Annotated in this window: 15 protein-coding genes and 2 tRNA genes; 7 read left to right on the top strand and 10 right to left on the bottom strand. The window is 71.8% G+C overall.

Features of this window, described 5'->3' with window-relative positions; translation table 11 throughout:
• Positions 1-159: 159 nt before the first annotated feature.
• The 4 genes from BLT62_RS06975 to BLT62_RS06960 form a co-directional block, all read right to left on the bottom strand.
• A tRNA-Met gene (locus tag BLT62_RS06975) sits at positions 160-233 on the bottom strand.
• Positions 234-342: 109 nt separating this feature from the next.
• Positions 343-416, bottom strand: a tRNA-Met gene (locus BLT62_RS06970).
• 723 nt (positions 417-1,139) lie between these two features.
• Positions 1,140-4,079: a UPF0182 family membrane protein gene (locus BLT62_RS06965; RefSeq protein WP_083363410.1), complete on the bottom strand. Its 2,940-nt coding sequence runs from the start codon at positions 4,077-4,079 to the stop codon at positions 1,140-1,142.
• A gap of 64 nt (positions 4,080-4,143) precedes the next feature.
• The gene (locus tag BLT62_RS06960; protein ID WP_231919380.1) at positions 4,144-5,289 is read right to left on the bottom strand and encodes a YlbL family protein; all 1,146 of its coding nucleotides are present in this window, start codon (positions 5,287-5,289) and stop codon (positions 4,144-4,146) included.
• A 200-nt stretch (positions 5,290-5,489) separates the two neighbouring features.
• Here BLT62_RS06960 and BLT62_RS06955 point away from each other — a divergent pair, with 200 nt between their 5' ends.
• Positions 5,490-6,821, top strand: a complete 1,332-nt coding sequence (locus BLT62_RS06955; protein ID WP_083365352.1) for a zinc-dependent metalloprotease — start codon at positions 5,490-5,492, stop codon at positions 6,819-6,821.
• Positions 6,822-7,802: 981 nt separating this feature from the next.
• Here BLT62_RS06955 and BLT62_RS06950 read toward each other — a convergent pair.
• Both BLT62_RS06950 and nudC read right to left on the bottom strand, forming a co-directional pair.
• Complete coding sequence (locus BLT62_RS06950; RefSeq protein ID WP_083363408.1) at positions 7,803-9,542, bottom strand: ATP-dependent helicase; 1,740 nt, start codon at positions 9,540-9,542, stop codon at positions 7,803-7,805.
• Positions 9,539-10,480: an NAD(+) diphosphatase gene (gene nudC, locus BLT62_RS06945; RefSeq protein ID WP_231919379.1), complete on the bottom strand. Its 942-nt coding sequence runs from the start codon at positions 10,478-10,480 to the stop codon at positions 9,539-9,541. The genes BLT62_RS06950 and nudC overlap by 4 nt, the downstream gene beginning before the upstream one ends.
• A gap of 118 nt (positions 10,481-10,598) precedes the next feature.
• On the opposite strand from nudC, the gene BLT62_RS06940 reads away from it, so the two are divergent.
• Positions 10,599-11,777 carry a phosphotransferase gene (locus BLT62_RS06940; RefSeq protein ID WP_231919378.1) on the top strand — a complete coding sequence of 393 codons (1,179 nt, stop codon included), beginning with the start codon at positions 10,599-10,601 and terminating at the stop codon, positions 11,775-11,777.
• Positions 11,778-12,138: 361 nt separating this feature from the next.
• On the opposite strand, the gene BLT62_RS06935 is transcribed toward BLT62_RS06940, so the two are convergent.
• Both BLT62_RS06935 and BLT62_RS06930 read right to left on the bottom strand, forming a co-directional pair.
• Positions 12,139-15,546 (bottom strand): ATP-dependent DNA helicase, encoded by a 3,408-nt coding sequence (locus BLT62_RS06935; RefSeq protein WP_083363405.1) that lies wholly within the window; start codon positions 15,544-15,546, stop codon positions 12,139-12,141.
• Complete coding sequence (locus tag BLT62_RS06930; protein ID WP_172829653.1) at positions 15,543-18,818, bottom strand: UrvD/REP family ATP-dependent DNA helicase; 3,276 nt, start codon at positions 18,816-18,818, stop codon at positions 15,543-15,545. Before BLT62_RS06930 ends, BLT62_RS06935 begins: the two co-directional genes overlap by 4 nt.
• Positions 18,819-18,970: 152 nt before the next feature.
• Here BLT62_RS06930 and BLT62_RS06925 point away from each other — a divergent pair, with 152 nt between their 5' ends.
• The 5 genes from BLT62_RS06925 (at position 18,971) to BLT62_RS06905 (ending at position 21,507) form a co-directional block, all read left to right on the top strand.
• Complete coding sequence (locus BLT62_RS06925; RefSeq protein WP_083363403.1) at positions 18,971-19,195, top strand: DUF3107 domain-containing protein; 225 nt, start codon at positions 18,971-18,973, stop codon at positions 19,193-19,195.
• A gap of 2 nt (positions 19,196-19,197) precedes the next feature.
• Positions 19,198-19,500, top strand: a complete 303-nt coding sequence (locus BLT62_RS06920; RefSeq protein WP_083363402.1) for a hypothetical protein — start codon at positions 19,198-19,200, stop codon at positions 19,498-19,500.
• 9 nt (positions 19,501-19,509) lie between these two features.
• Entirely contained in the window at positions 19,510-19,977 is a 468-nt protein-coding gene (locus tag BLT62_RS06915; RefSeq protein WP_083363401.1) for a helix-turn-helix domain-containing protein, read from the top strand.
• Between the two features lie 10 nt (positions 19,978-19,987).
• Positions 19,988-20,398, top strand: coding sequence for a VOC family protein (locus BLT62_RS06910; protein WP_083363400.1), 411 nt, complete (start codon positions 19,988-19,990; stop codon positions 20,396-20,398).
• 173 nt (positions 20,399-20,571) lie between these two features.
• Positions 20,572-21,507 carry an endonuclease domain-containing protein gene (locus BLT62_RS06905; RefSeq protein ID WP_197675177.1) on the top strand — a complete coding sequence of 312 codons (936 nt, stop codon included), beginning with the start codon at positions 20,572-20,574 and terminating at the stop codon, positions 21,505-21,507.
• 130 nt (positions 21,508-21,637) lie between these two features.
• On the opposite strand, the gene BLT62_RS06900 is transcribed toward BLT62_RS06905, so the two are convergent.
• Complete coding sequence (locus BLT62_RS06900) at positions 21,638-23,356, bottom strand: long-chain-fatty-acid--CoA ligase (protein ID WP_083363399.1); 1,719 nt, start codon at positions 23,354-23,356, stop codon at positions 21,638-21,640.
• 31 nt (positions 23,357-23,387) lie between these two features.
• Positions 23,388-24,116, bottom strand: a complete 729-nt coding sequence (locus tag BLT62_RS06895; protein ID WP_083363398.1) for a ferritin-like fold-containing protein — start codon at positions 24,114-24,116, stop codon at positions 23,388-23,390.
• Positions 24,117-24,394: the final 278 nt, after the last annotated feature.

Raw genomic sequence — 24,394 nt, 5'->3', positions numbered from 1 at the left:
CGAGCCTGAAAGTCGTTAACGGGAGCGCAGATTCGGTGCCCAGCGGCCCATCGCTGCGGCGGAGGCCGGCACCGGCGGCGAAAAGGTCCCGGAAACTCAAAATCGCCCCCGAGTTTCCTCGAGGGCGATTCTGGCGGCAGTTCCTGGAACTACCTTCTGTTGCGGGGACAGGATTTGAACCTGCGACCTCTGGGTTATGAGCCCAGCGAGCTACCGAGCTGCTCCACCCCGCGCTACAAGATCAATACTACCCCACGTTTTGGGTGCGCATGTTCACTGCCCGGCGTCCGCGTTAAACACAGAAGGCCCGGAACCTTGACGATTCCGAGCCTTCTGTTTCTGTTGCGGGGACAGGATTTGAACCTGCGACCTCTGGGTTATGAGCCCAGCGAGCTACCGAGCTGCTCCACCCCGCGTCACAAGAATTAGATTACCAGACGCGCTGGGAGGCGACGAATCGAGGGCCGTTTCCGTGCGTTCTCGGGCGCGCCGCCCACATTCTCAGGTCGCCTCGAACGACCCTCGAACGCCGGTGGCTGCGGTGCCCGCTGGGCATGTGGGGAGGCGAAAGGCGGATCGGGAGACCGAACTGGTGCACAAACGGCCTCCCTAACTCGTTGTTTCCTCCCGAGCGCTCTCCGCGGATGCCAACGGCTGCGGTGTCCGCGGGCTGTCAGGGCTTCGCTCGTTCCTCGCTCAGCCGACGTGGGGCGGGTCGCTCAGCCGACGTGGGGCGGGTCGCTCAGCCGACGGTCGGTAAGTCGTTCAGCCGACGCGGGGAGGGCCGCGCAGCCAGCGCGGGGCGGGGTGCGCCGGCGGCCGCTCCCCCGCGGGGGCATGCGGGGAGGCGAAAGGCGGATCGGGAGGCCGAACTGGTGCACAAACGGCCTCCCTAAGTCATTGTTGCCTCCCGAGTGGCTCTCCGCGGATGCCGCCGGCTGCGGCGTCCGCGGGCTATCAGGGCTTCGCTCGTTCCTCGTTCAGCCGACGTGGGGAGAGTCGCTCGTTCCTTGCTCAGCCGACGTGGGAGGCGGACGATCGGCCGCTCCCCCACTGTGGTACTGCGGCACGACGGCACGAAAAAGCGCATCCCTCCAGGAGCGTGAGCTCCGGGAGGGATGCGCCAGTCGTGCGGGGTACTACTCGCCGAGCACCAGCATCAGTGCGGAGAGCGTGTCGGCCAGCTTCTTGTCGGCTGCGCCGTAGGCGGCCCAGTCACCGTCGGCCATGGCCTTCTGCTTGTCCTGCAGGGCCTGCTTGGCGACTTCGAGCAGCGCCTTGGCCTGCTCGTCGGCGGTGCCGCTGGTCGGCGGCGTCGTCGGCTCGGTCGTCGGCGGCGTGGTCGAGCCGTCGGTGGGCGGCGTCGTCGGCTCCGGCGTCGGGGTCACGGTGACCCCTCCGCCCGGCGTCGCGGTGTCGCCGGCGGTCGCGCCGGAGTCGCCGCCGAAGAGCACGTTCAGCGCCTCGTCGAGGGTGTTCTCGAAGGCGATCTGGTTGCCGAAGCCGACCAGCACCTTCTGCAGGAGCGGGAAGCTGGTGCCACCGGTCGACTGCACGTACACGGGCTGCACGTAGAGCAGACCGCCACCGACGGGCAGCGTCAGCAGGTTGCCGTTGCGCACCTTCGACTGGCCCTGCTTGAGCAGGTTGAGCACCTGCGAGACGGCGGGGTCGGAGTCGAACGAGTTCTGCACCTGGCCGGGGCCGGGGATCCGGTCGTTCGGCAGCGTCAGCAGGCGGAGCTTTCCATAGGTGTCGGCTCGCACACCGGCCTTGTTGCCGGCATCCGCGTCAACGGCCAGGTAGCCGGTCAGCACGTCACGCGTGCTGTCGCCCTTCTGGTCGGGGATGAACGTGGAGTACAGCGAGAAGGCGGGCGAGTTCTGCCCGGGCATCTGCATGGTCAGGTAGTACGGCGGCTGGAGCGTCTTGTTGTCCGCGGGGAGCGTGGGCTCCTTCGGGGTGGTCCAGGCATCGTCGCTCGAGTAGAACGAGCCGGCATCCGTCACGTGGTACTGGCCCATGATGGCGCGCTGCACCTTGAACAGGTCGGCCGGGTAGCGCACGTGGCTCATCAGCTCGCCGGAGATGTCGCTGAGCGGCTTCACGGTCGACGGGAAGATCTTCTGCCAGGTGGCCAGCAGCGGGTCCTGGTCGTCCCACGCGTAGAGCGTGACGGTGCCGTCGTAGGCGTCGACCGTGGCCTTGACCGAGTTGCGCACGTAGTTGACGTCATCGAGCGCGAAGCTCTGCGCCGCGGTCTGCGCGTCGTTGATGGCGCCGCTCCAGCCGACCTTGGTTGAGTACGGGTAGTCCGCGCTCGTCGTGTAGCCGTCGACGATCCAGACGATCTTGCCGTCGATGACCGAGGGGTACGGGTCGGAGTCGAGCTTGAGGTACGGCGCCACCTTCTGCACGCGCTCCAGCGGAGAGCGGTCGTAGAGGATCTGCGACGAGTCGGTGACGGAGTCGGAGAGGAAGATCTGCTCGCTCTGGAACTTCAGGGCGAAGACCAGCTTCTTGAAGATGTTGTCGAGCTTGGGCCCGCCGTCGCCGGCAAAGCTGGTGTAGGTCTGCTCGGTTCCGTCGCCGCCGGCCGGGTAGTCCAGCTCGACCGGCTTGGCACCCTCGGGCGCGCCGACGATGGAGTAGGCGGGCGAGTCCTCACCGAAGTACACGCGCGGCTCGAAGTCGCCGAGCGCGCCGGTGCTGGGAATGCCGGACTCGAGGAAGACCGGCTGGCCGTCGGCGGAGCGCTGGTTGCCGTAGGCGGCCACCATGCCGTAGCCGTGGGTGTAGACGAGGGTGCGGTTGACCCAGTCCGGGGCGTCGCTCAGACCGCTCAGGCGCAGGTCGCGCACGGCGACCACGGTGTCCTGGGACTTGCCGTCGATGTTGTAGCGGTCCACGTCGAGGTGGTCGGGGAACTGGTAGTACTGGCGGAACTGCTCGAGCTGCTCGAACGAGTCGCTGACGATCGCGGGGTCGAGGATGCGGATGTTCGCGGTGGTCTCGGCATCCTCGCGCAGCGCGCCGGGCTCGGCCTCGGTGGTCGCGTTGTAGGGGATCTCCTCGACGCCGGAGAGGCCGAAGGCCGCCCGCGTCTCGTCGATGTTGCGCTGAATATACGGGGCCTCCAGCGTCTTCGCGCTCGGGACCACCTGGAAGCGCTGCACAACCCAGGGGTAGAGCGAGCCGATCAGCAGGCTGGAGATGATCAGCAGCACGGTTCCGACGATCGGCAGGCGCCAGCGCCCCATGATCGCGGTGACGAGGAAGAGGATGGCGACGACGGCGGCGATACCGGCGAGGATCGCACGGCCCGGGATGGTCGCGTTGACGTCGGTGTAGCCGGCGCCGGACATGACGTAGGCGCTGCTGTCGGTGAGGGTGGTGTACTGGTCGAGCCAGAGGCTGGCGGCCTGCAGCAGCAGGTAGAGCGCGGCCATCACGGCGATCTGCACGCGCGCGGCCTTGGAGATGATGACCTCGCGACCGCTCACCCGGATCGCCCCGTAGAGGTACGCGGTGGCGGCGGAGAGGATGAGCGCGATCAGCAGCACGGCGGAGGCGAAGCCGAGCACCGAGTGCAGGAACGGCAGGTCGAAGAGGTAGAACGACACGTCAAGGCCGAACTGCGGGTCCTTGGTGCCACTCGGGGTGCGGTTGAGCCACATGAGGGTGGTCTCCCAGCGCGAGGCGGCCGAGACACCGGCGAACAGGCCGAGCAGGGCGGGGACGCCGTACATCGCGAGGCGGCGCAGCGGCTCGATGACCTGCTGGTAGCGGTCGAGCTGGGCGTTGAGCTTGGCGTAGACCGGGCGCGAGCGGTAGGCGATCTGGATCGCGACCCAGACCGGCACCGCCATGGCGACGAAGCCGATGAGGAACAGCACGGTGCTGGCGACCCACTGCGTGGTCAACACGTTCAGGAAGCCGAGCTGGTCGAACCAGAGCACATCGGCGTAGAGGCTGGCGAATGCGAAGAACGCCATCACAAGTCCGGCCACGACGGCCACTGTGATGGCGAGCGGCGCTCGGTTTGGGCGGGCGGGTGCGTCAGCTGCAGGGGAAGTCACGTGGCCTCAATGCTCGGTGTGTGGGGTCTCGAAGTGCAAAGACTCTGGTGGTGCTGGTTCTATCCTATGGAGCCGAACCTGAGAGTGTGCAGGAGGGCAACTGCGAGGTGTCCCCGCCGTCGCTGACAGTCTCAATCGCGGTCAGGGCCTGGTCGAGGGTGTCCACGGCGAACACGGTGAGGCCGTCCGGCACATGCCCGACCACCTCGGTGCAGTTTGTCTGCGGTGCGAGGAACCATTTCGCCCCGGCATCCACGGCGCCGAACATCTTCTGGCGGATGCCGCCGATGGGGCCGACCACGCCGTCCGCGTCGATGGTGCCGGTGCCCGCCCAGTCCTTGCCGGCGGTCAGCGGGCCCGGGGTGAGCTTGTCGATGATGCCGAGCGCGAACATCATGCCGGCGCTCGGGCCGCCGACGTTGTCGAGCTGGATCTGCACCTCGATCGGGAACTGGTAGTCGGTGGCGATGTTGACGCCGAGCACGGCGGTGTCGCCGACCATGATCGGCGTGACCTCGACCTCGAGGGTCTGCCCCGCCCGCACGATCGTGACGGATGCAGGCTTCTCCGCGCCGTTCAGCTGCACCGTGGCCCGCAGATCGGCGAGGTCCTCGGCTGGGTCACCGTTGACGGCGACGATCTCGTCGTCGGCCTGCAGCACGCCCTCGGCCGGCGAGTTCGCCGAGAGCGAGTTGACGACGAGCGTGCGCTCCACCGGGTAGTCGAGCTCGATCAGCGCCGCGGCGATGGCGTCCTGCTGCGAGTTGACCATGGCTACCTGGTTCGCCTGCTCGCGGTCGGCGGTGGACACGTTCGGCGGGAAGACGGCGTCCAGCGGCAGCACCGCCTGCTCGGGGCTGGCCCAGGCGCCCAGCACCTCGAACCAGTTGGGCCGCGTCTCCCTGTTGCCGACCACGGAGACGGTGAGCAGGTTCAGCTCGCCGTCGGTGGGGAAGATGGGCTCGTCCGGGATGTTGATGAGCGGGCGCTCTGTGCCGTCATGCTCGGCGGTGCCGAGCGTGTCGAAGACCGGGCCCGGCTTCTCGATCACATAGGGAGAGGGAACCAGGCCGAGAACGAGGCCGCAGGCCAGCGCGATGGCGAGAAAGTACCAGCCGCGGCGCACACGGCGCTCTTCGCGGCTGCGGGCGGCCCCGGCGCGGGAGCCGCCGGTCTCGGTGCCCGGTTGGCCTTCGCTGAACAGTGCCACGGGCATCCCTTCTCACTCCCCGGTGTTCGCGACAGGCGGACAGCGGAGCACCCCAGCCTAGGGTATTTCCCAACGAAGCCGCAGGATCTCGCACTAGCGTAGAAGCACGCGACTGAGAGGTGGCTGAAGTGGCCGACAACGCCCAGCCCGGTGACAATCTGGGCCCCGACGACAACACCCCCGACGATGACCTGCAGAGGATGCTCCGAGACATCCTCTCCGGCAACTTCCCCGACGGCGGTGCCTCCTTCGATCCTGCCCAATTGGCGGGAGCGGCCGGCCTGCCGAACGACCCGGCGAGCATCGCCGCGCTGATGAACCAGCTGCGCGGCGCCATGAGCAGCGCCGGCGACGGCATCAACTGGGACCTCGCCCTGCGCCGGGCCGAGGAGAAGGCCGCGGCCGGGCAGGAGCAGGTGACGCCCGAGCAGCGTGCCCAGTTCGACCAGGCGTTCAACATCGCCGCGCTCTGGCTCGACGAGGTCATCGCCATCAGCGAGATCACCGTGGTGCCGTCGCTGATCACCCGCAGGCAGTGGGTCGCGCAGTCCATGCCGCTGTGGACGCAGCTCGCCGAGCCCGTCGCCACCAGCATCGCCGACACCCTCACCGGGGCGCTGGGCGACCAACTGCCGGAGGAGATGCGCGGCATGCTCGCCCAGGCCATGCCGATGATGCGCTCGCTGAGCGGCACCCTCTTCGCCATGCAGCTGGGTGAGGTGGTCGGCGAACTCGCCACTGAGGTCATCTCGGGCGGGGACATCGGCATCCCGCTGCTCGCCGAGCAGCACGCCGCGCTGCTGCCGCAGAACGTGATGGCCTTCTCCGAGGGCCTGGACGTCGGCCCCGACCAGGTGCAGATCTACCTCGCCGTGCGCGAGCTCGCCCACGCCCGCCTGTTCCGGCACGCCCGCTGGCTGCGCCTGCACCTGATCAGCGCGATCCGGTCGTTCGCGCAGGGCATCAGCGTGGACGCCGGCAAGCTCGAGGAGCTGGCATCCGGCTTCGACCCGTCCAACCCCGAGGAGCTGCGCCAGGCCATGGTCGACGGCTCGCTCATCCCGCCGAAGAGCGAGGCCCAGCTGGCCGCGCTCGCCCAGCTGGAGACGATGCTCGCCCTCATCGAGGGCTGGGTCAACGTCGTCACCGCCGAGGCGACCGGCCGCCTGCCCGGCAGCGTCTCGATCGCCGAGATGGTGCGCCGCCGCCGTGCCGCGGGCGGGCCGGCCGAGTCGGCCTTCGCCACGCTCGTCGGCCTCGAGCTGCGCCCCCGGCGCCAGCGCGAGGCGGCCGCCATGTGGCAGGCCGTGACGGATGCCGTCGGCAACGACGCCCGTGACGCGCTCTGGGCTCACCCCGACATCCTGCCGACCTCCGCCGACCTCGACGACCCGGCGAGCCTGGTGGCACGCCTGGTGGCGAAGGCCTCCGGCGTCGAGCCGGAGCTGGACGAGATCGACCAGGCACTCGAGGCGCTGCTGCGCGGCGACGGGCCCGAGCGCCCGCTCGACCCGAACGACCCGCCCGCCTAGGCCTCAGCCCCGGGCTGAAGCGATGGCACACTCCGCTGGCACAGCCGGTTGGTTCAGCTCGTTGGTCGAGCCCGTTGGTTGAGCTTGTCGAAACCGCACGAGCATCGCATGCGGTTTTCGGGGTTTCCTGATTGAGGGCTGCCGCCTGTCGCGACGCTTCGCGTCGCGCCTGTGGATAACTTCCGACGCTCGCTGGCCAGATGGGGCAGGCTGTCGGCATGATCCTGCGACTGGACCCCGCCGCGCCGGTGGTGTGGCGCTCGCCGAGCTCGCTGCAGTTCGGCGTGGACAGCCCGCGGCTGGTGCTGGACGTGGTCGACGCCCTGGACGAGGCGCTGGTCGCGGCGCTCCGCGCGGGCGCACAGCGGGAGGATCTGCTCGCCGTCGCGAAGCGCTCCGGCGCGGATGCCGCAGAGCTCGAGGCGCGGCTGGACCGGCTCGAGCCGGTGCTGCAGCACGGCCTGGGCCGGCCCCAGCCGAGCGTGCCGCGCGTGCTCATCGACGGTGAGGGCCGCTGCGCCGAGCTGCTGCTCGACGCGCTGCTGGATGCCGGCGTGACCGCCTCGGTCTCCGACCCGCTCGCGGGCTCCGCGCCGCGGGGCGGCGAACCGGAGCTGGTCGTGTTGATCGCCCGCTACGCCGTTCCGCCCGCTCGGTACGGGCATTGGCTGCGCGCCGACGTTGCACACCTGCCGATCGTGTTCGGAGACAGCGGCGTGCGGGTGGGCCCGCTCGTGCAGCCCGGCGCCGGGCCCTGCCTGTTCTGCCTCGACCTGGAGCGCACCGACCGGGATGCCGCCTGGCCGGCGCTGGCCAGCCAGCTGGTGCACCGGCGGGCGCCCGGGGCGACGGAGCAGACCTCCCGGCTGGCCGCGACGACGGCCTGCGGGCTGATCCTCGCCTGCTCGGGCGCGCCCGCCGCGCTCATCGTGCCGGAACCGTGGTCGGCGGCATCCGTGCACATCGGGCTGGACGGCTGGATCAGCTCCGCGCTGCACTCCCCGCACCCGGAGTGCGGCTGCCGGGGGCTGCCGGGCGCTCCATCTCGGCGAGGAAGCGGGAACGCTCCCGCGGGGCACGCGCCCCGGCTCCCGTCTCCGCCCAGCTGAGGGCGAGGCGCAGTCGCGCCCGGGTGACGCCGACGTAGAGCAGCCGGCGCTCCTCGTCAATCTGCTCCGGGGTCTTCGCGTAGTTGATGGGCACCAGCCCCTCGCTGGCTCCGACGATGTAGACGTTGTCCCACTCCAGGCCCTTCGCCGAGTGCAGCGTGGCGAGGGTGACGGCGGCGACGGTGGGCTCGTGCTGGCTGGCCTGGCGCTCCATCAGCTCGTCGGTGAAGGCGCGGAAGGTGGTGCCGGGCACCGCCTGGTCGACGAGGCCCATCAGGGCGTTCAACGACTCCCAGCGCTCGCGCACGGCGCCGCGCGTCTCCGGTGGGCTCTGGCTCCAGCCGAGGCCGCGCATCACGTCGCTGACGGATTTGAACAGCGGCTCCCCCGAGATCGACACCGACGCCGCGCGCAGCGACATGACGGCCTGCTTGACCTCTGGCAGCTCGAAGAATCGCTTGGAGCCGCGGATCTGATAGCTGATGCCCGCCTCGGTGAGCGCCGTCTCCAGCGCGGCCGCCTGCACGTTGATGCGGTACAGGACGGCGATGTCCTCCGGGCGTGCGCCGGCGGCGATGAGCTCGAGGATCTTCTGGGCCACGCCGCGCGCCTCGGCCATGTCGTTCGGGTGGGCGGTGACCGTGATCGGGGCCTTGGAGGGCGCCTCGCTCGCGGCGGCGTGCAGCATGAGCGCGCCGGCCCGGCCGCGCATCAGCCGGTTGGCGGCGTCGATGATGGTCTGCGTCGAGCGGTAGTTCTGCTCGAGGCGCACCACCGTGGCGTCCGGATGCCGGCTGGGGAACTCGAGCAGGTACTCGGCCCGCGCGCCGGCAAAGGAGTAGATAGTCTGGCTGGCGTCGCCGACGACGCAGATCTCGTGCCGGCCTCCCAACCAGAGTTTGAGGAGCTGGTGCTGCAGCGGCGAGACGTCCTGGTACTCGTCGACGACGAAGAAGCGGTACTGTTCGCGCACCTGCATGGCGACGGAGGGTTCCTGCTCGATCATGCCGGCCACGGTGAGCAGAACGTCTTCGAAGTCGATCTGGTGCCGCTCGTCCTTCAGCCTCTCGTAGCCCTGCTGCAGCTCCACGGCCTGCTCGGCGGTGAGCCGGCCGGGGAGGCCTCGCTCCTCGAGCGAGCGGGCGTAGGCGTCGAAGCCGATCCCGGAGACCTTGCGCCACTCGATCTCGCCCGCGACGTCGCGCAGAGTCGCGGTGTCGAGCTTGAGCTTGAGCCGTTCGGCGACGTGGCCGAGCAGCCGCGCCTTGCCGTCGAGCAGGCTCGGGGTCTGGCCGCCGACCACCTGTGGCCAGAAGAAGTTCAGCTGGGAGAGCGCCGCGGAGTGGAAGGTGCGCGCGGCGACCCCACCCGCACCGAGCTCGCGCAGCCGGCCGCGGAGTTCGGCGGCGGCACGCGTGGTGAAGGTGAGCGCCATCACGCGGCTCGGCGTGTAGGCCCCGGTGGCCACGCCGTACGCGATGCGGTGGGTGATGGCGCGCGTCTTGCCGGTGCCGGCGCCGGCGAGCATGCAGACGGGGCCGACGAGGGCCTCGGCGGCGACGCGCTGCTGCTCGTCCAGCCCCGCGAGCAGGGCGTCTGCGGAAGGGATCACGGCGTCACGGGCTCCGGGTTCTCCAGCCACTCGCGGATGATGGCGCCGGCGATGGAGATGGGGCCGGGCAACAGGATGTCGTCGCCGGCCGCCCGGAGCTCGGCGCGGCTGAACCAGCGCAGTTCGATGATCTCTTCGCCGTCCGGGATGGTGCCCTGCGGGCTCTGCCCGGCCGCGAGCGTCGCGGCGAAGCCCAGCATCAGCGAGGCGGGGAACGGCCACGGCTGGGAGCCGAGGTAGCCGGGGTGCGCGACGCGCAGGCCGGACTCCTCGAGCACCTCGCGGCGCACGGCGTCCTCGAGCGACTCCCCCGGCTCGACGAAGCCGGCCAGCAGCGAGAAGCGGTTCTGCTCCCAGAGCGCGTTGGAGCCGAGCAGGATGCGGTCCTCGGCGTCGGTGATGCGCACGATCACGGCGGCGTCGGTGCGCGGGAACACCTCGGTGTTCTCGGCCGGGCAGCGCCGCACCCAGCCGGCCTGCTCCACCACGGTGGCGGTGCCGCAGCGCGGGCAGAAGCCGTGCGAGTCGTGCCAGTTCGCCACGGCGATGGCCTCGGTGAACAGGGCGTTCTCGACGTCGCCGAGCACAGGCGCCAGGGCGCGGAGCCCGGCCCAGCGCAGCCGCTCCGGCTGCAGCGCCTCGGCCTGCTCCACGGTGAGGAGGGCGGCCAGCAGCGGCTGCGCGGTCACGCTGCCGGCGACGGCCTCGCGCCCGAGGTAGAGCCAGCCGGCGGCATCCGGGACCTCGGCCGGGCTGAGCCAGGCCAGCGCCGGCGCGGCGCCATCGACCTGCAGGGCGCGAAGCGCGGAGCCGGCGCTCAGCACGAGCACGCGGGTGCCGGCGTCGGCACGCAGCCGCCGCACCAGCTCGGGGTCGGCGCGGGCCGTCGCGTCGCGCTCGAGCCGGTGGCGGGCGAGCGGAAGCGCGTCAGTCAGCACGGTTGACCCTTTCGGAACGGCTCGCCGCGCCGCCGTCAGGGGCGTGGCGCGTAGGCGAGGAGGCTCTTTTCGACCTAACCTTGGAGGCATGGCCAGATCCCCTCTCACTTTAGCTGCGTTGGCCACCTCGGCCGTGCCCGAGCTCGACGTGGTCGCCACGCGCACCCACAGCCGGCAGGTGGCCGGCGATTTCGATGCGGCCGTGTTGAGCCTCCGTGACGGCATCGAGCTGATCGTGCGGGTGCCCCGCAACCAGGCGGCCGAGACAGAGCAGTCCGCCGACCTCCTCGCACTGCGCGCGCTGAGCACCGGCGTGCGCAGCCGGCTGCCGTTCCACATCGCCGATTTCGTCGGCCAGGCGCCCGTCGGGCCCACCCGCGCCATCGTCTACGGCTACCTCGACGGCCTGCCGGCCGACACGTCGATGCTCGAGTACAACCCGGATCTCGCCCACTCCATCGGCCGCTCGATCGCCGCCGTGCACTCGCTGCCGACCGCCTTCATCGGCGACGCCGGGCTGCCGCAGCAGACCGCCGAGGATTCCCGTGCCGCGACCGCCGCGCTGATCGCGCGCGCGGCCGAGACGGGCAAGCTGCCGGCCGCGCTGCTGCAGCGCTGGGAGCAGGCCACCGACGATGCCGCGCTCTGGCAGTTCGCCCCCTCCGTCATCAACGGCAAGCTCACCGCCGACTCGTTCCTCGTCGACGGCTACGCCGTCTCGGCGGTGCTCGGCTGGTCCGAGCTGTGTGTCGGCGATGCGGCCCGCGACCTACACTGGGTGCTCGCCGCCCCCGGCGACGCCGGTGAGACGACGCTCGCCGCGTACACGGCGGCCCGCAGCGGCGGCATCGACCGGCTGCTCACCCAGCGCGCACTGCTCTACGCGGAGCTGGAGCTCGCCCGCTGGCTGCTGCACGGCGTCGCGACGCGCAGCGAGGCGATCGTCGAGGATGCCGTGCAGATGCTCGACGCCCTGGTCGAGAGCGTGCACAGCCAGCGCATGAACCCGCTGACGCAGGCGGTGGGCCCGGTGCTCGCCGTCGACGACGTGGAGGAGCTGCTCGCGCAGACGCCCCGCTCCTCGGCGACACCGCAGGAGGGCCACGGCGCCCTGCACACCGACAGCTACGACGTGTCCGCGTTCGAGTCGGAGTCGGAGCTCGGCACAGCGTTCGACTCCGGGTTCGACTCCGCCGACGAGGCGGAGCAGGCCACGGGTGAGCCCGGCACGGGCACCGGTTCTGTGGCCGTCTCGGACGACCTCGACACCGGCCCGATCGAGCTGCCCGGGCGCTAGCCCGCGGCTCCAAGCCGTCGGCGCCGCGCCGTCGGTGCCGAGCCGGCTGCCGCCAAGCCGGCGGCGCCAAGCCGTCGGCCGCAAGCCTGACCCGGGTCCTTCGCCTGCGAGCTGCCGCGTCGTCGGCCTGCACGTGTGGCCGCCGAGGCCGCACGCGAGCGACGCGCGCTCTCGCGGCCCTCGTTGTGTCTCGCGGCCCTCGGTATAACGGGGGCCGCGAGACACAACGAGGGCCGCGGGCGCAAGGCCGCGGGCGCAAACGCCGGCCGGGATCGCCCGCCGCAAACGCCCAGCGCGATCGTCAGGTGCGATCAGCAGGCGCGATCAGCAGGCGCGATCGGCGCAGCGCTGCCGGGCCCGGCTAGGCGGTGACGCCGGCCCAGAGCGCGAGCAGCTCCTCCTCGCCGGCGAGGCGCTCCGGCGCGATGACGGTGTCGTCGGCGACGAAGTAGAACACGGCGTCGATCTGCTCCACCGGCACGCCCTTCCACCGCGAGTAGGCGAGGCGGTAGAGCGCCAGCTGGGTCTGCTTGAGCGCCAGGTCGGCCGCGTTCTTCGGCGCCTTGCCCGTCTTCCAGTCCACGATCTGGTAGCCCCGCTCTGTGCGGTAGACGGCATCCAGCTTGCAGATGAACACCTGCGCGTCGAGCACCAGGTGGATCTCCACCTCGACGTCCTCCGGGGCGAGTCCGGCCCAGGGCGACGCCTCGAAGGTGGCGCGCAGCCGGGCGAATTGCGCGGCCTCCGTGTCGTCCAAGTCGGCGCCGTCCAGTCCAGCGCCCTCACCCGCGGCTCCGCCCTGGCCCACAGCGAGGCCGTCAGAGTCGAACCTGTCAGCGTCGAAGCTGTCGACGTCGAAACCCTCCAGCTCGAACAGCCCGGCGTCGACCCGGTCTCCGCCGGCGACCGTGTTGGAACGCTGCTCGACCCAGCTGTGGAAGAGCGTGCCGAGCCGGGTTGCCCGGTACGGTCGCTGCGGCATCGGGCGGCGCAGCTGCTCGGCGACGGCGGACGGGTCGTCGATGAAGTCCTTGAACCGGGAGGCCGGGATGCGTGTCGGCAACGCGAGCGCCGCCCTCCCCTGCATCCGACGCCGCCGCTCCTCGAGCAGCGCGTCGATCTCGGCGCGCAGCCGCTCCGGGATGGGCGCGCCGGCCCCGCTGTCGATCGCGCCCTGGGTGAGGCTCGCGGCCTGCAGCACGGCGGCCCCGCGCACGCCGAGCGGGTGCAGCGGCCACTCGGGCGGCACGCTGTTCTCGGAGCGCGGGTTCTCGGCCTCCTGCGGGGAGCCGGGCAACAGCTCCGGGTCGATCAGGCCGGCGACGGCGAGCTCGCGCAGGAACACGCTCGGCCCGCGCGCGCCCTTCTGGCTCCACCACCAGGAGCCGCTGAGCAGCAGGTCGCTCTTGGTGCGGGTCACGGCCACGTAGGCCAGCCGGCGCTGCTCCGCCGCGTAGTGGGCCGCGTTCTGCTCCTTGAAATCGGTGACGGACTCGTCGAACTGGGTCTGGTCGTGCACCCCGCGCCAGGCGAGTTCCGGCAGCTCGGCCGCGTCGCCCTTGAACTCGAATGGCAGCTCGGCGAAGGCGAGCCAGCCGAGGGTGCTGCGCGGTTTGCCCGGCATCTCGTCGACGACCATGCGCGGAACGGCGACGACATCCCACTCGAGCCCCTTGGAGCCGTGGATGGTGAGGATCTGCACGGTGCCGGGCTCCGGCTCCTCCTGCCGCGGGGCCAGGCGGTCGCGCTGCTCGGCCTCCTCCAGCCAGCCGAGGAAGGCGCCGAGCGTGCTGTGCTCGCTCGCGGCGAGGAAGCCGCTGACCAGCTCGTCGAAGGCCTCCAGGCTGGCGGCGCCGAGCGGGCGGATGCCGTTGGCCGCGACCTCGATGTCGAGCAGCAGCTCCTGCTGCACCAGGGTGACGAGGTCGAGCAGTTCCAGCCCGGCGCGGCGGCGCAGCGCGATCAGCTGGTCGCCCGCCTCCTTCAGCCGCTGCAGGCCGACCTCGCTGAAGCCGCGCACGAGACCATGGCCGTCGCGGGCGGAGACGAGGAAGTCGAGGGCGTCGACGATCGAGCGGCCCTCGTCCTCGGCGACGCTGCCGCGCAGCCGGGCGCGCACCTCGTCGCTGAGCTTGGCCAGGCTGTGGTCGCGGGCGGCGAGCTCGCCGGCCAGCTTGCCGAGCGCGTGCAGGTCTTTCGGGCCGATGTTCCAGCGCGCGCCGGCCAGCACCCGCAGCAGCTCTGAGCCCCGGCTGGGGTCGTGCAGCACGCGCAGCGCGGAGACCAGGTCGACGATGACGGGCTGGTCGAGCAGCCCGGCCAGGCCCAGCACGTGGAATGGGACGCCGCGCTCGCGGAGCGCCTCGGTGAACACGGTGATCTTGCCGAGGCTGCGGCAGAGCATCGCGGCGGAGCGTTTGGAGCCGTCCGGTTTGGCCGCCCCCGGGCCCAGCCGCTGGGCGAACCACTCGGCCACGGCGGCGGCCTCGTCTTCGACGGTCTCGGTGAAGCTGACGTCGAGCAGGCCGTCGGAGGCGAAGCTCGGCGCCGTGAGCGGGCTCTTCGGCGGGGCCTCCCCCGCCTCCCCGGTCTGCTCGGTGAATGGCCGGACGATCTCGTTCGCGGCGGCCAGCACCGCGCGCGGGTTGCGCCAGCTGATCGAGAGCTCGAAGCGCTCCGCCTCCGGCGCCGCCGATCCGTCTGCCTGGGGGCCGGCCCCGCGGAAGTCGCGCGAGAAGCGGGCCAGGTTCGCGGCACTGGCGCCGCGCCATCCGTAGATCGACTGGTCGGGATCGCCGACGGCCATGACGCCGTGCCCGCCGAAGAGGGCGGCCAGCAGGCGGGTCTGCACGACGCTGGTGTCCTGGTACTCGTCGAGCAGCACGGCCTTGTACCGCTCGCGGTAGCCGGCGGTGACCGCCGGATTGCGCTCGCACACCTCGAGGGCGAGGGCGACCTGGTCCGAGAACTCGACGTAGCCGCGGCGGCGCTTCTCGGCCTGGAAGCGCTCGGCCAGCTCGAGCAGCGGCGGCAGCGAGCCCACCGCCTCGAGCGCGCCGGTGAAGCTGGCGTGCGGCGTCTTCTTGCGCCCCGTGCCGCCGATCGGCAGGTCGGCCATCCCGGTGAAATCGCGCACCATTGCCTGCACGTCGCGCACGTCGACGACGTTCTCGGCGAGCGCCCGGCTCAGCGTGAGCACGCCGCCGGTGACGGCGTCGAGCCGCTTGTCGATCTCGACCAGCCGGGGGTCGGCGGTGTCGCTGACCACCTGCCGGGCCAGCTGCCAAGCGGAGGCCTCGCCGAGCACGACCGCGTCGGGCTCCCGGCCGATCAGCATCGCGTTCTCGCGGTAGATGGCGCTGGCGAAGGAGTTGTAGGTCGACACGGATGCCGCCTCGAAGATGTCGATGGAGACGTCGGCGATGCCGGCCTGCACGAGCTGCTCCACCCGTTCCCGGATGCGCACGGCCAGCTCCCCGGCCGCCTTGCGGGTGAAGGTGAGGCCGAGCACCTCCGGCACCGCGGCGTGGCCGTTGGCGAGCAGCCAGACGACCCGGTTGGCCATGGTCTCGGTCTTGCCGCTGCCGGCCCCGGCGACGACGATGGCCTGCCCGCCGGGCGGCGCCTCGATGACGGCGATCTGCTCGGGCGTGGGCGGCGGCAGCTCGAGCGCCAGGGCCAGCGCGGCCGCGCCGATGCCCGCGCCGGGGGTGGCGTCGGCGTTCGCCGGGAGCACGGGTTCGAGCACGGCGTCGATCGCGCCGCTCATGCGGACACCGCCGGCACCAGGTGGATGCGGTACTCCCAGCGGGCCAGCGGGTCGTTGAAGTCCAGCTGCAGCGGCCCGGCGAAACTCGCGCCGGAGATGGCGCGGGAGACCGTGAGCAGTCGTTGCCGGAACGCCTCGAGCGCCGCCTCGTCCATGGGCTGTTGGGTCCTCTCGCTGTAACTCTTGCCGCGCACGCCGGAGGACACGAAGACCAGCTTCGCGCCGCCGATCGTGCCCTCATCGCCCTCGCCGGTGCCGGTGGGGATCGCCCCGCTGGCCATCCCGAGCTGGTAGGCGGCCAACTGCGGGTGCTCGGCCATGCCGGATTGCGTCGGCATCCGCGACCCCGTCTTCAGGTCGACGATGACCGTGGTGCCGTCGGCGGTGCGCTCGACCCGGTCGACGCTGCCGTGCAGGCTCACGTGTTCGAAGTCGACCGTGAACCGGCCCTCCGCCTGCAGCAGCGTCTTGCCGTCGTCGGCGAAGTCGCCGAGGTACTCGCTCAGGCCGCCGAGCAGCCGCTCCGCGCCCCGCCTCTCGCGCTCGGCCAGCCACGGCGCCTCGAAGCGCAGCTGCTTCCAGCGCTCCGCGGCCTCGGCCCAGAGCCCGTCGACGCTGAGGTCGGCGTCCGGCTTCGTGCTCGCCGTCTCCATGACCGCGTGCACGATGGTGCCGATGGAGGCGGCGAGCCCGCCCGGGCTGGCCGCGACGGTGTCGACGAACCAGGCCAGCGCCGACTTCTCGGCCTTCTCGATTTGGGAGGGCGACACCGCGACGACGGCGCCCTCCGCCTCCAGGTCGACGAGCGGTTCCAGCGTCGACGGCGGGCGCATCCCGTACCAGCTCGCCGGGTGCGCGCCGGGGATCTCCTCGCTGGCCAACAGGGCCAGGGCGGATGCCGCGGCGGGCGTTCCCCGCTCGACGAGCTCGCGGCGCAGGCTCCCGACGAGCCCGCGCAGGTGCAGCGGGCGCCCGCGGTGTAGCGGCGTCAGGTCGGGCACGAAGCCCATGAACGTGCTCGGCTGCTCGTCGTCGTTGCTGGTGCAGCTGAGCACGAGCTGGCGGTGTGCCCGGGAGGCGGCGAGGGCGAACATGCGCAGCTCGTCGCTGCGGACGGCCGCCCGCTCGTCGTTCACCCCGGCTGCTGCCGGCTCGTCGCCGAGGCCGGCGAGGTCTTCCACGAGCTCCGGGTGCAGCAGGGAGCCGCGCGGTTTGAGGTTCGGCCAGACGCCCTCCTGCAGGCCGGCCAGCACGACGACGTCGAAGTCTTGCCCCACGACCCCGGGCGGCGTGCAGATCAGCACGGCGTCGCCCTCGCTCTGCGGGGCGAGGGAGTCCTCCGGCAGGTCGCTGGCCAGCACGTCGGCGATGAACTGCGCGGGCGGAAGCTCCGGGGTGCGCTCGACGAAGCGCTGGGCGGCGGCGAACAGCGCGACGGCGCCGTCAAGCGCTCGGTTCGCCTCGTCGGCGAGCACGCCGGTGCCCCTGGCCTGCTTGCCCCACTCCGTGCCGAGGCCGGCGCCCTGCCAGAGCTGCCAGAGCACCTCCTCGATCGAGCCGCCCGCTGCGGCGACGCGTGCGGCCTCCGCCACGTTCGCGGCTGCTCGCCCGGCCCGCGCGGCCGGCCCGGAGTCGATCGTGCCGAAGCCGCCCGGCACGCGCATGGCCTCGACGAGCAGCTCGTCGCTGGTGCGGGTGCCGTCGCCAGCGAGCTCCTGCTGGCGGAGGCTCAGCCGGAGCCGGCGAAGCGCGATGGCGTCGAGCCGGCCGAGCGGGCCGGTCAGGATCTCCACGGCGGCCGGGGCGGTCAGCTCCCTGACGCCGATGGCGACGGATGCCGCGGCCAGCAGCTGGGCGGCGGCCGGGTCGTCGCGGAGCGCCCGCCTGGCCGTGGCGGCCCGGGTGGGCACGTCGCTGAGGGAGAGCCCGCGCTCCAGCCCGGCGATGTCGGCGCCGGAGCGCACGACGACCGCCATGCGCGCCCACGGCATCCCGCGGAGCAGGTGGTGCTCGCGCAGCAGCCGGGCGAGCTCCCCGCACTCGGCGGCGTGCGAGCTGGCCTCGATGCGCACGGTCGCGGCGTACCCGATCCGTTCGGCGGCGCTCGGCGCTGCAGGAGTCGATGCGCCGGCATCCGGGGCTCCGGCATCCGCCGCGACGGCGGTCTCGCCCGTCGCGGGGCCGGCGAACGCCGACGGCGCCAGCTCGGCGCGCCGTTGCAGCCCGGCGAGCGCGGTGCCGATGTGGCCGACGACGGCGCCGACCAGCTCGCGCAGCTCCGGCCGGCCGCGGTAGACGGTGGAGAGCACGAGTCGAGCCGTTCCGGGCACGCCGAGCGCCTCCCCCAGCCGGCCGAGCACCTCCGAGCGGGCCCCGCGGAACGCCGTGCTCGCGACATCCGGGTCACCGAAGGCGACGATGGCGACGCCGCGGGCGGCGAAGGCCTGCAACAGCGCGATCGTCGAACCGGTGGCGTCTTGCGCGTCGTCGACGGCGATCAGGCGCACCCCGGCCAGCGGCCCGAGGGTGGCCGCCCCGGCGGCGCCGGGCTCGGCGCGCGCCACATACACGGCGGCCTCGGTGGAGAGCTCGGCCGAGTCGTACTGGCCGGGCCGGGCCTGCTCTTTGTTGTCTGCGTAGCCGTCGAGGAACTCGGCGGCCGCCACCCACTCCGGGTGGTCGTGGGCGCGGCCGAGTTCGGCCAGCCGCGGCATCGACACCCCGTGCTCCGCGCAGCGCATGCTGAGCTCGCGCAGCTCGGTGCGGAACCCGCGCATCTGGCGCACCTCCTCGCCGAGCGGGTGCGGCCAGTCAGGGCCGGCCTGGTCGAGGATGTCGCCGAGGAGCAGCTCGGACATGATCGAGTCCTGCTCGCCGCCGGTGAGCAGGGTGACGGGCTGCTCGGATGCCGCCCGCACGACCTGGAACGCGACCGAGTTCGCCGTGCGTGCGATCGGGCCGGCGCTCGGCACGCCGAGGCGCACCGCCAGCCGGTCGCGCAGCCGGGTGGCCGCGAGGCGGTTCGGGGCCAGCACGAGCACCTGCTCAGGGGCGAGGCCGTGGTTCAGCACCCGGTCGGCGATCAGCTCGACGAGGGTGAGCGTCTTGCCGCTGCCCGGGGCGCCGAGCACGGCGGCCGTCGCGGTCAGCGGCAGCTCCAGCACGGCTCGCTGCGCGTCATCAAGCACCGCGGCGCCGACGGGATGCCCCGCTCCGGCACGGGGCACGAAGGCGCGCCCTGCTGGCGCCGGATTCTGCTCTGTTCTGGCCACGTCTCCCACGGTAGCGCCCGGCACTGACAGGCCCCCGCGACAACGCCGTGCGCGCGCGGTTGCGCCAACAGTGAACGGGAAGCGAGCGGCGCCCGATCTGGAATACTCTGACAGGAACGCCCTGGCGTCAGGGCAAAGGAAAGGCACACCCGGTGGACATTCGCATTGGCATCCAGAACTCTCCTCGCGAGATCAACTTCGAGACTTCCCAGCCGGTCGCCGACATCGAGACCGCCGTTGCCGCGCTGCTCGCCGGGGAGACCGGTTACCTGAAGCTCGGCGACGACAAGGGCAACACCTACATCGTGCCCTCCGCGACCTTCGCGTACATCGAGATCGGCACCGAAGAGAGCCGTCGCATCGGATTCGTGGGCTAACCATGGAGCTGCTCTTCGTGGCGCTCGGCGGGGCGATCCTTGGCATCGCAGCCCGGTACACCCTGCCGCGCCGCGCCGAGTACGGCGTGGTTGTGGTGCCGGCGATCGGCACCGCCACCGCGGCGATCCTCTGGGTTGCACTGACCTGGCTCGGCATGGCATGGGACAGCGGCTGGATCTGGCTGATCACGCTCGTCGGCGCTGCCGCGGTCTCCGCCGGCGCTGCACTGCTGATCGGACGCACCCGTGCGGCATCCGACGAGCGCCTGCTCGCCACGCTCAGCTCCGGAACAGCCACGGCCTGAGGCCCGGCGATGACCCCGCAGGAGCTGGAGAACCTGGCACACCTGCGCCGCGCCCGCGACCTGATTGACCGGGAGTACGCGCGGCCCCTGGACGTGCCGACGATGGCGGCGCGGGCGCTGATGTCGCCCGCGCACTTCTCCCGGCGCTTCCGCGCCGCCTACGGCGAGACGCCGTACAGCTACCTCATGACCCGCAGGATCGAGCGTGCCATGGCGCTGCTCCGGGACGGGGCCAGCGTCACCGACGCCTGCCTCGCCGTCGGCGCCACCTCGCTCGGCTCGTTCAGCTCGAGCTTCACCGAGATCACCGGTGAGACGCCATCCGCGTACCGCCGCCGCGAGCACAGCGCGGTGCGCGCCATGCCCAGCTGCATCGCCCAGGCGCACACGCGCCCGGTGCGGGCCGCTCGGCCCGCGCGAGAATCGACGCGCGAATCGAGCAGGATCGAAGAAGCGGGCGGATCGGCCGCGGCGTAGTGTCGCGGACATGACACTCTCACTCCAGTTCACCAACGTAACGGTCAACGACGTCGACGAGTCGATCGCCTTCTACAGTGGCGCACTCGGCCTCGACGTGCAGAACGACGTCGGCTCCGGCGGGCACCGCTGGGTCACGCTCGCCACCCCCGCGCAGCCCGGCCTCGGCATCGTGCTCTCCGAGCCGCACGCCGGCCGCTCCCAAGCCGACGGCGACGCGCTGCAGGAGCTACTCACCAAGGGCGTGCTGCCGATGCTCGTGTTCCGCACCGACGACCTCGACGGCCTCTATGAGACGGTGCGCGCGTCCGGCGCCGAGGTGCTGCAGGAGCCGATGGACCAGCAGTGGGGCCCGCGCGACTGCGCCTTCCGCGACCCGTCCGGCAACACCGTCCGCATCGCGCAGGCGCCCGCCGCCTGAGCCCGCGGCCCGTGCCCGCCGCATCCGCATCGACTCGCCAAGAATCGTCCCAAAACTCGGGCCTTGGCACGTTTTCTGGCGAGTCGATTGCGCGGATGCCGGGCAGGCTCCAGCCTGGCACCGGGCTGTGGATAACTTCTGCAAGGAGTGGGCGCTTCGCGGCATGATGAGGCATGCCCCGTCGCGTTCCGCTGCCACCCGGCTTCACCGGGCGCGCGTTCACCGTCGATGAGGCACGCGACGCGGGTCTGAGCCCGGAGCGGCTGCGCGGCGGCGACTTGACCAGTCCCTTCCACGGAGTGCGCGTCGCCGCCCCGGACGGCGGCGCTCTGCTCGATCGTTGCCGCGCCTACGCCACGCGGATGCGACCGGGGCAGTTCTTCAGCCACCTGACCGCCGCCCGGATATGGGGTGCGCCCCTTCCCGCGGCCTTCGGCCCCGAGGAGAAGCTCCACGTCGCCAGCTTCGCGCCGCACCGCCCGCCGCGCACCCGCGGGGTGATCGGGCATGAACTCCCGCCGGGGTCGGCGCCGCTCGTTCTGCGCCACGGGCTTCCGGTCAGCAGCGCAGCCTCGAGCTGGGTTCAACTGGCCGGGCTCCTCCCCGCCAACGAGCTCGTGGTGGTCGGCGATCACCTCGTGCTCAACCCAGCGCTGCTCGACCCTGTCGACCCGCGCCCGTTCACGTCCGTCGACGAGCTCGCCGAGCGGCTGGCCGGCTACGGCGGACGGGGGAAACGCGTGGCCCTGCGCGCGCTCGCCCGCGTGCGCGCTGGTGCCGAGTCACGGCCGGAGACATTGTTGCGCTTGCTCCTCGTGGATGCCGGGCTGCCCGAGCCGCTGCTCAACCAGGTGCTGAGAGACCCTGCGGGGCGCTTCCTCGGTCGCGTCGACATGGTCTACCCGGAGTGGCGGCTGGTCGTGGAGTACGACGGCGACCAACACCGCACGAGCACCACTCAATACGAGCGCGACCTGAGCAGGCTCGAAGGCATCCGCCGTGCGGGCTGGACAGTGGTCACTGTGCGCAAGCACGGGCTGTTCGTGCGCCCAGACCTCACGGTCGCGCGGGTGCACACCGCCTTGAGCGAGGCGGGCTGGCACCTGTGAAGGCCGCCCGCGGCATCCACGCCCCTGCCACACGATCGACTCGCCAAGAATCGTCCCAAAACTCGGGCCGTGGCACGTTTTCTGGCGAGTCCATTGCGCGGGCGGCGCGAGGCAGGCGGATGCCGCGGGGCTAGAGCAGCGCGCTCAGCTGCGCCCGCACCTGGCGGCGCAGCACCTTGCCGATCATCGAGCGGGGCAGCTCCTCGACGGCCACGATCTGCCTGGGCACCTTGTAGGCGCTCAGACGGCCGCGGCAGTGCTCGCGCAGGGCCTCGACGTCGAGGGTGGCCCCTGGCTGCAGCACGACGGCGGCCGTGACGGTCTCGCCGCCGCCCGACGCCGGCAGTCCGACGACGGCGGCGTCGGCCACCGACTCGTGCGAGAGCAGGGCGTCCTCGACCTCGCTCGGCGCGACGTTGAAGCCGCCCGTGATGATGAGCTCCTTCATCCGGTCGACGATGGTGATGAAGCCGTCGGGCGAAACGGAGACGATGTCGCCGGTGCGCAGCCACTGGCCGCCGCCGTCACCGGCGGGCTGCAACACGGCGAGGGACTCCTCCGGCCGGTTCCAGTAACCGGAGAACACCTGTGGGCCGCGCAGCAGCAGCTCGCCCTCCTCGTCGAAGCCGCGGTCGATGTGCGGGTTCTCCGGGTCGACGACGCGGATCTCGGTGCTGGGGAACGGCACCCCGACGGTGCCCGCCCGCCGGGCGGTGCTGAACGGGTTGCCGGCCGCGACCGGCGAGGTCTCCGTCATCCCGTAGCCCTCCACCAGCTGGCCGCCGGTCGACTTCTCCCACGCCTCGACGGTCGCGAGCGGCAGGTTCATCGCCCCCGAGATGGCGAAACGGATGCTGCTCAGGCTGACCCCGCGCTTCGCCGCCGCCTTCGCCAGCCGCTCGTAGATCGGCGGCACGGCGGGCAGGAAGGTGGGCGGGCTGGTGCGCACGGCATCCAGGACCAGGCCCTCGTCGAACTTCGGGAACAGCACCAGGCGGGAGCCCGTGCTCATCGCGAAGGTGAGGCAGAGGGTCAGCCCGTAGGCGTGGAACATCGGCAGGACCGCGTAGACGACCTCCTTGCCCGGGCGGAGCCCCTGCACCCACGCCTCACCCTGCAGCGCGTTCGCGCGGAGGTTCGCGTGGCTGAGGATCGCGCCCTTCGGCGCCCCGGTCGTGCCGCTCGTGTACTGCAGCACCGCGGTGTCGGCAGGCGCCGGGCGCGGGTGCGACTTCTTCAGCTTGCGGGTCTCGAGCAGGTCCTCCCAGCGCAGCGCGTTCTTGGCCCGCGGTTGCGCGGTCAGCGCCGACCGGGCGTCCTTGGCCTTCTTCACCGGCAGCCGCAGTGCGAGGCGCTTCATCAGCGGCATCGCCCGGGTCAGGTCGACGGCGACGACGTGGGCGACCCCCATGTCGTCCGGGAAGTCCATGACGGTGTCGTGCACCTTGTCCCAGACGATGGCTGTCGTGGCACCGTGGTCCTCGAACTGGTGCCGCAGCTCGCTCGGCGTGTACAGCGGGTTGTGCTCGACGGCGATCGCGCCGAGCCGGAGCACCGCGTAGAAGGCCACGATGTGCTGCGGGCAGTTGGGCAGCACGAGCGCCACCCGGTCGCCCGCGCGCACGCCGAGCTTGCGCAGGGCGTTGGCGACCCGGAGGATCTGCTCCCCCATCTCGGCGTACGTCGTGGTCTCGCCGAAGAACTCCAGGGCGACGGATGCCCGGTACGAGCGCACCGCGGCCTCGATCATGTCGACGAGGCTCTCCTTCGGCGGCGTGATGTCAAACGGGACTCCCGGCGCGTACGCGCTCAGCCAGGGGCGGCTCGAGAAGACGGATGCTGCGGTCATGACGACCTCTCTCAAATCTGCCGCGGCGGGCTCAGGCTGTGAGGCCGAGGCCGTCCATGCGGCGGGTGTGCGCGGCGATGAGCTCGGTGAAGACGGGTTCAATGTTCGCCTCTGCGGCGTGGTGCGCCGCGCTTCCGGGTGAGTCGACGTTGGCCAGGGCCGAGCGGGCGACGAGGAGGGTGTCCCCCACCAGCCGGCGGCCCCACATGGCCAGGCTGGAGGTGAGCTGGGGGTCGGCGTTGATGGCGCTCTGCAGCAGCTGGCGTAGCTCCTCGGCCCCGGCATCCGCGGCTAGCAGGGTGGCGACGCGCTTGCCGACGTCGCCGCCGATGCCGCGGGCGAGCTGCTCGAAGAAGTCGCCGAGCATGCCGGCGCTCAGGTAGCAGGTGAGCAGCAGCTCACGCCAGTCGCTGCCGGTCGCCAGCGTGCGGTAGCGCTCCAGGGCCTCGGCGAAGGGGCGCATGAGCGCGTCGGGGTCGGCGTGCAGCGCCCGGATCTCCGCCACCAGCTTGTGCTGGGTGGCGAGCACCTGGGAGGCCGCGTAGCTGATGCCCTGTTTGGTCTCGAGGCTGGGCGCCGCGGCGAGCGCGCGGGCCAGGTTCTCGGCGACCTCGAGGTGCACGGCCGCGGCCTGGCCGAGGAACGGCAGCAGCTCGGGGGTGTACTCGGCGAAGTCGACCTTCGTCGCCGAAGACTCCCCGCGGGCCTTGAGCCGCGGGATCTCCACGCGGATGTTGCTCCGACCGAACCATGAGACCACGAGTTCAGCTTAGGGCGTGCGCGGGGCGAGCGTGCCGGGAACAGCCCGTCGCCGACCCGGAACGGGCGCCGCGCACCGTCGACGGCGGGGCTCCCCCGCACCGGGTGACAGGGCGAAAGGCCGGGCGTAGACTGCGCTCACAGCGGCCGGGACGATGCCGTCCCCGTCGCGCCACCGGCTGTCCACCGCCGAACCGCCAGCCCTCCCGAAGCCTTGTGCGATCTCCGACGCGTGCCAGAGCCACGCCCATCCAGGGCGTGCTGAGAAAAACCGATCAA

This window comes from Microterricola viridarii, assembly GCF_900104895.1.
Classification (GTDB): Bacteria; Actinomycetota; Actinomycetes; order Actinomycetales; family Microbacteriaceae; genus Microterricola; species Microterricola viridarii.
The sequence above is the reverse complement of the archived record's forward strand: the minus strand, read 5'-3'. Positions and strand labels throughout refer to the sequence as shown.

Bases quoted from the DNA above. Each gene is read 5' to 3' on its own strand.
- BLT62_RS06955 (WP_083365352.1), top strand. From the start codon at position 5,490: ATGCTCCGAGACATCCTCTCCGGCAACTTCCCCGACGGCGGTGCCTCC.
- BLT62_RS06935 (WP_083363405.1), bottom strand. From the start codon at position 15,546: ATGAGCGGCGCGATCGACGCCGTGCTCGAACCCGTGCTCCCGGCGAAC.
- BLT62_RS06920 (WP_083363402.1), top strand. From the start codon at position 19,198: ATGGAGCTGCTCTTCGTGGCGCTCGGCGGGGCGATCCTTGGCATCGCA.
- BLT62_RS06915 (WP_083363401.1), top strand. From the start codon at position 19,510: ATGACCCCGCAGGAGCTGGAGAACCTGGCACACCTGCGCCGCGCCCGC.
- BLT62_RS06910 (WP_083363400.1), top strand. From the start codon at position 19,988: ATGACACTCTCACTCCAGTTCACCAACGTAACGGTCAACGACGTCGAC.
- BLT62_RS06905 (WP_197675177.1), top strand. From the start codon at position 20,572: ATGCCCCGTCGCGTTCCGCTGCCACCCGGCTTCACCGGGCGCGCGTTC.
- BLT62_RS06900 (WP_083363399.1), bottom strand. From the start codon at position 23,356: ATGACCGCAGCATCCGTCTTCTCGAGCCGCCCCTGGCTGAGCGCGTAC.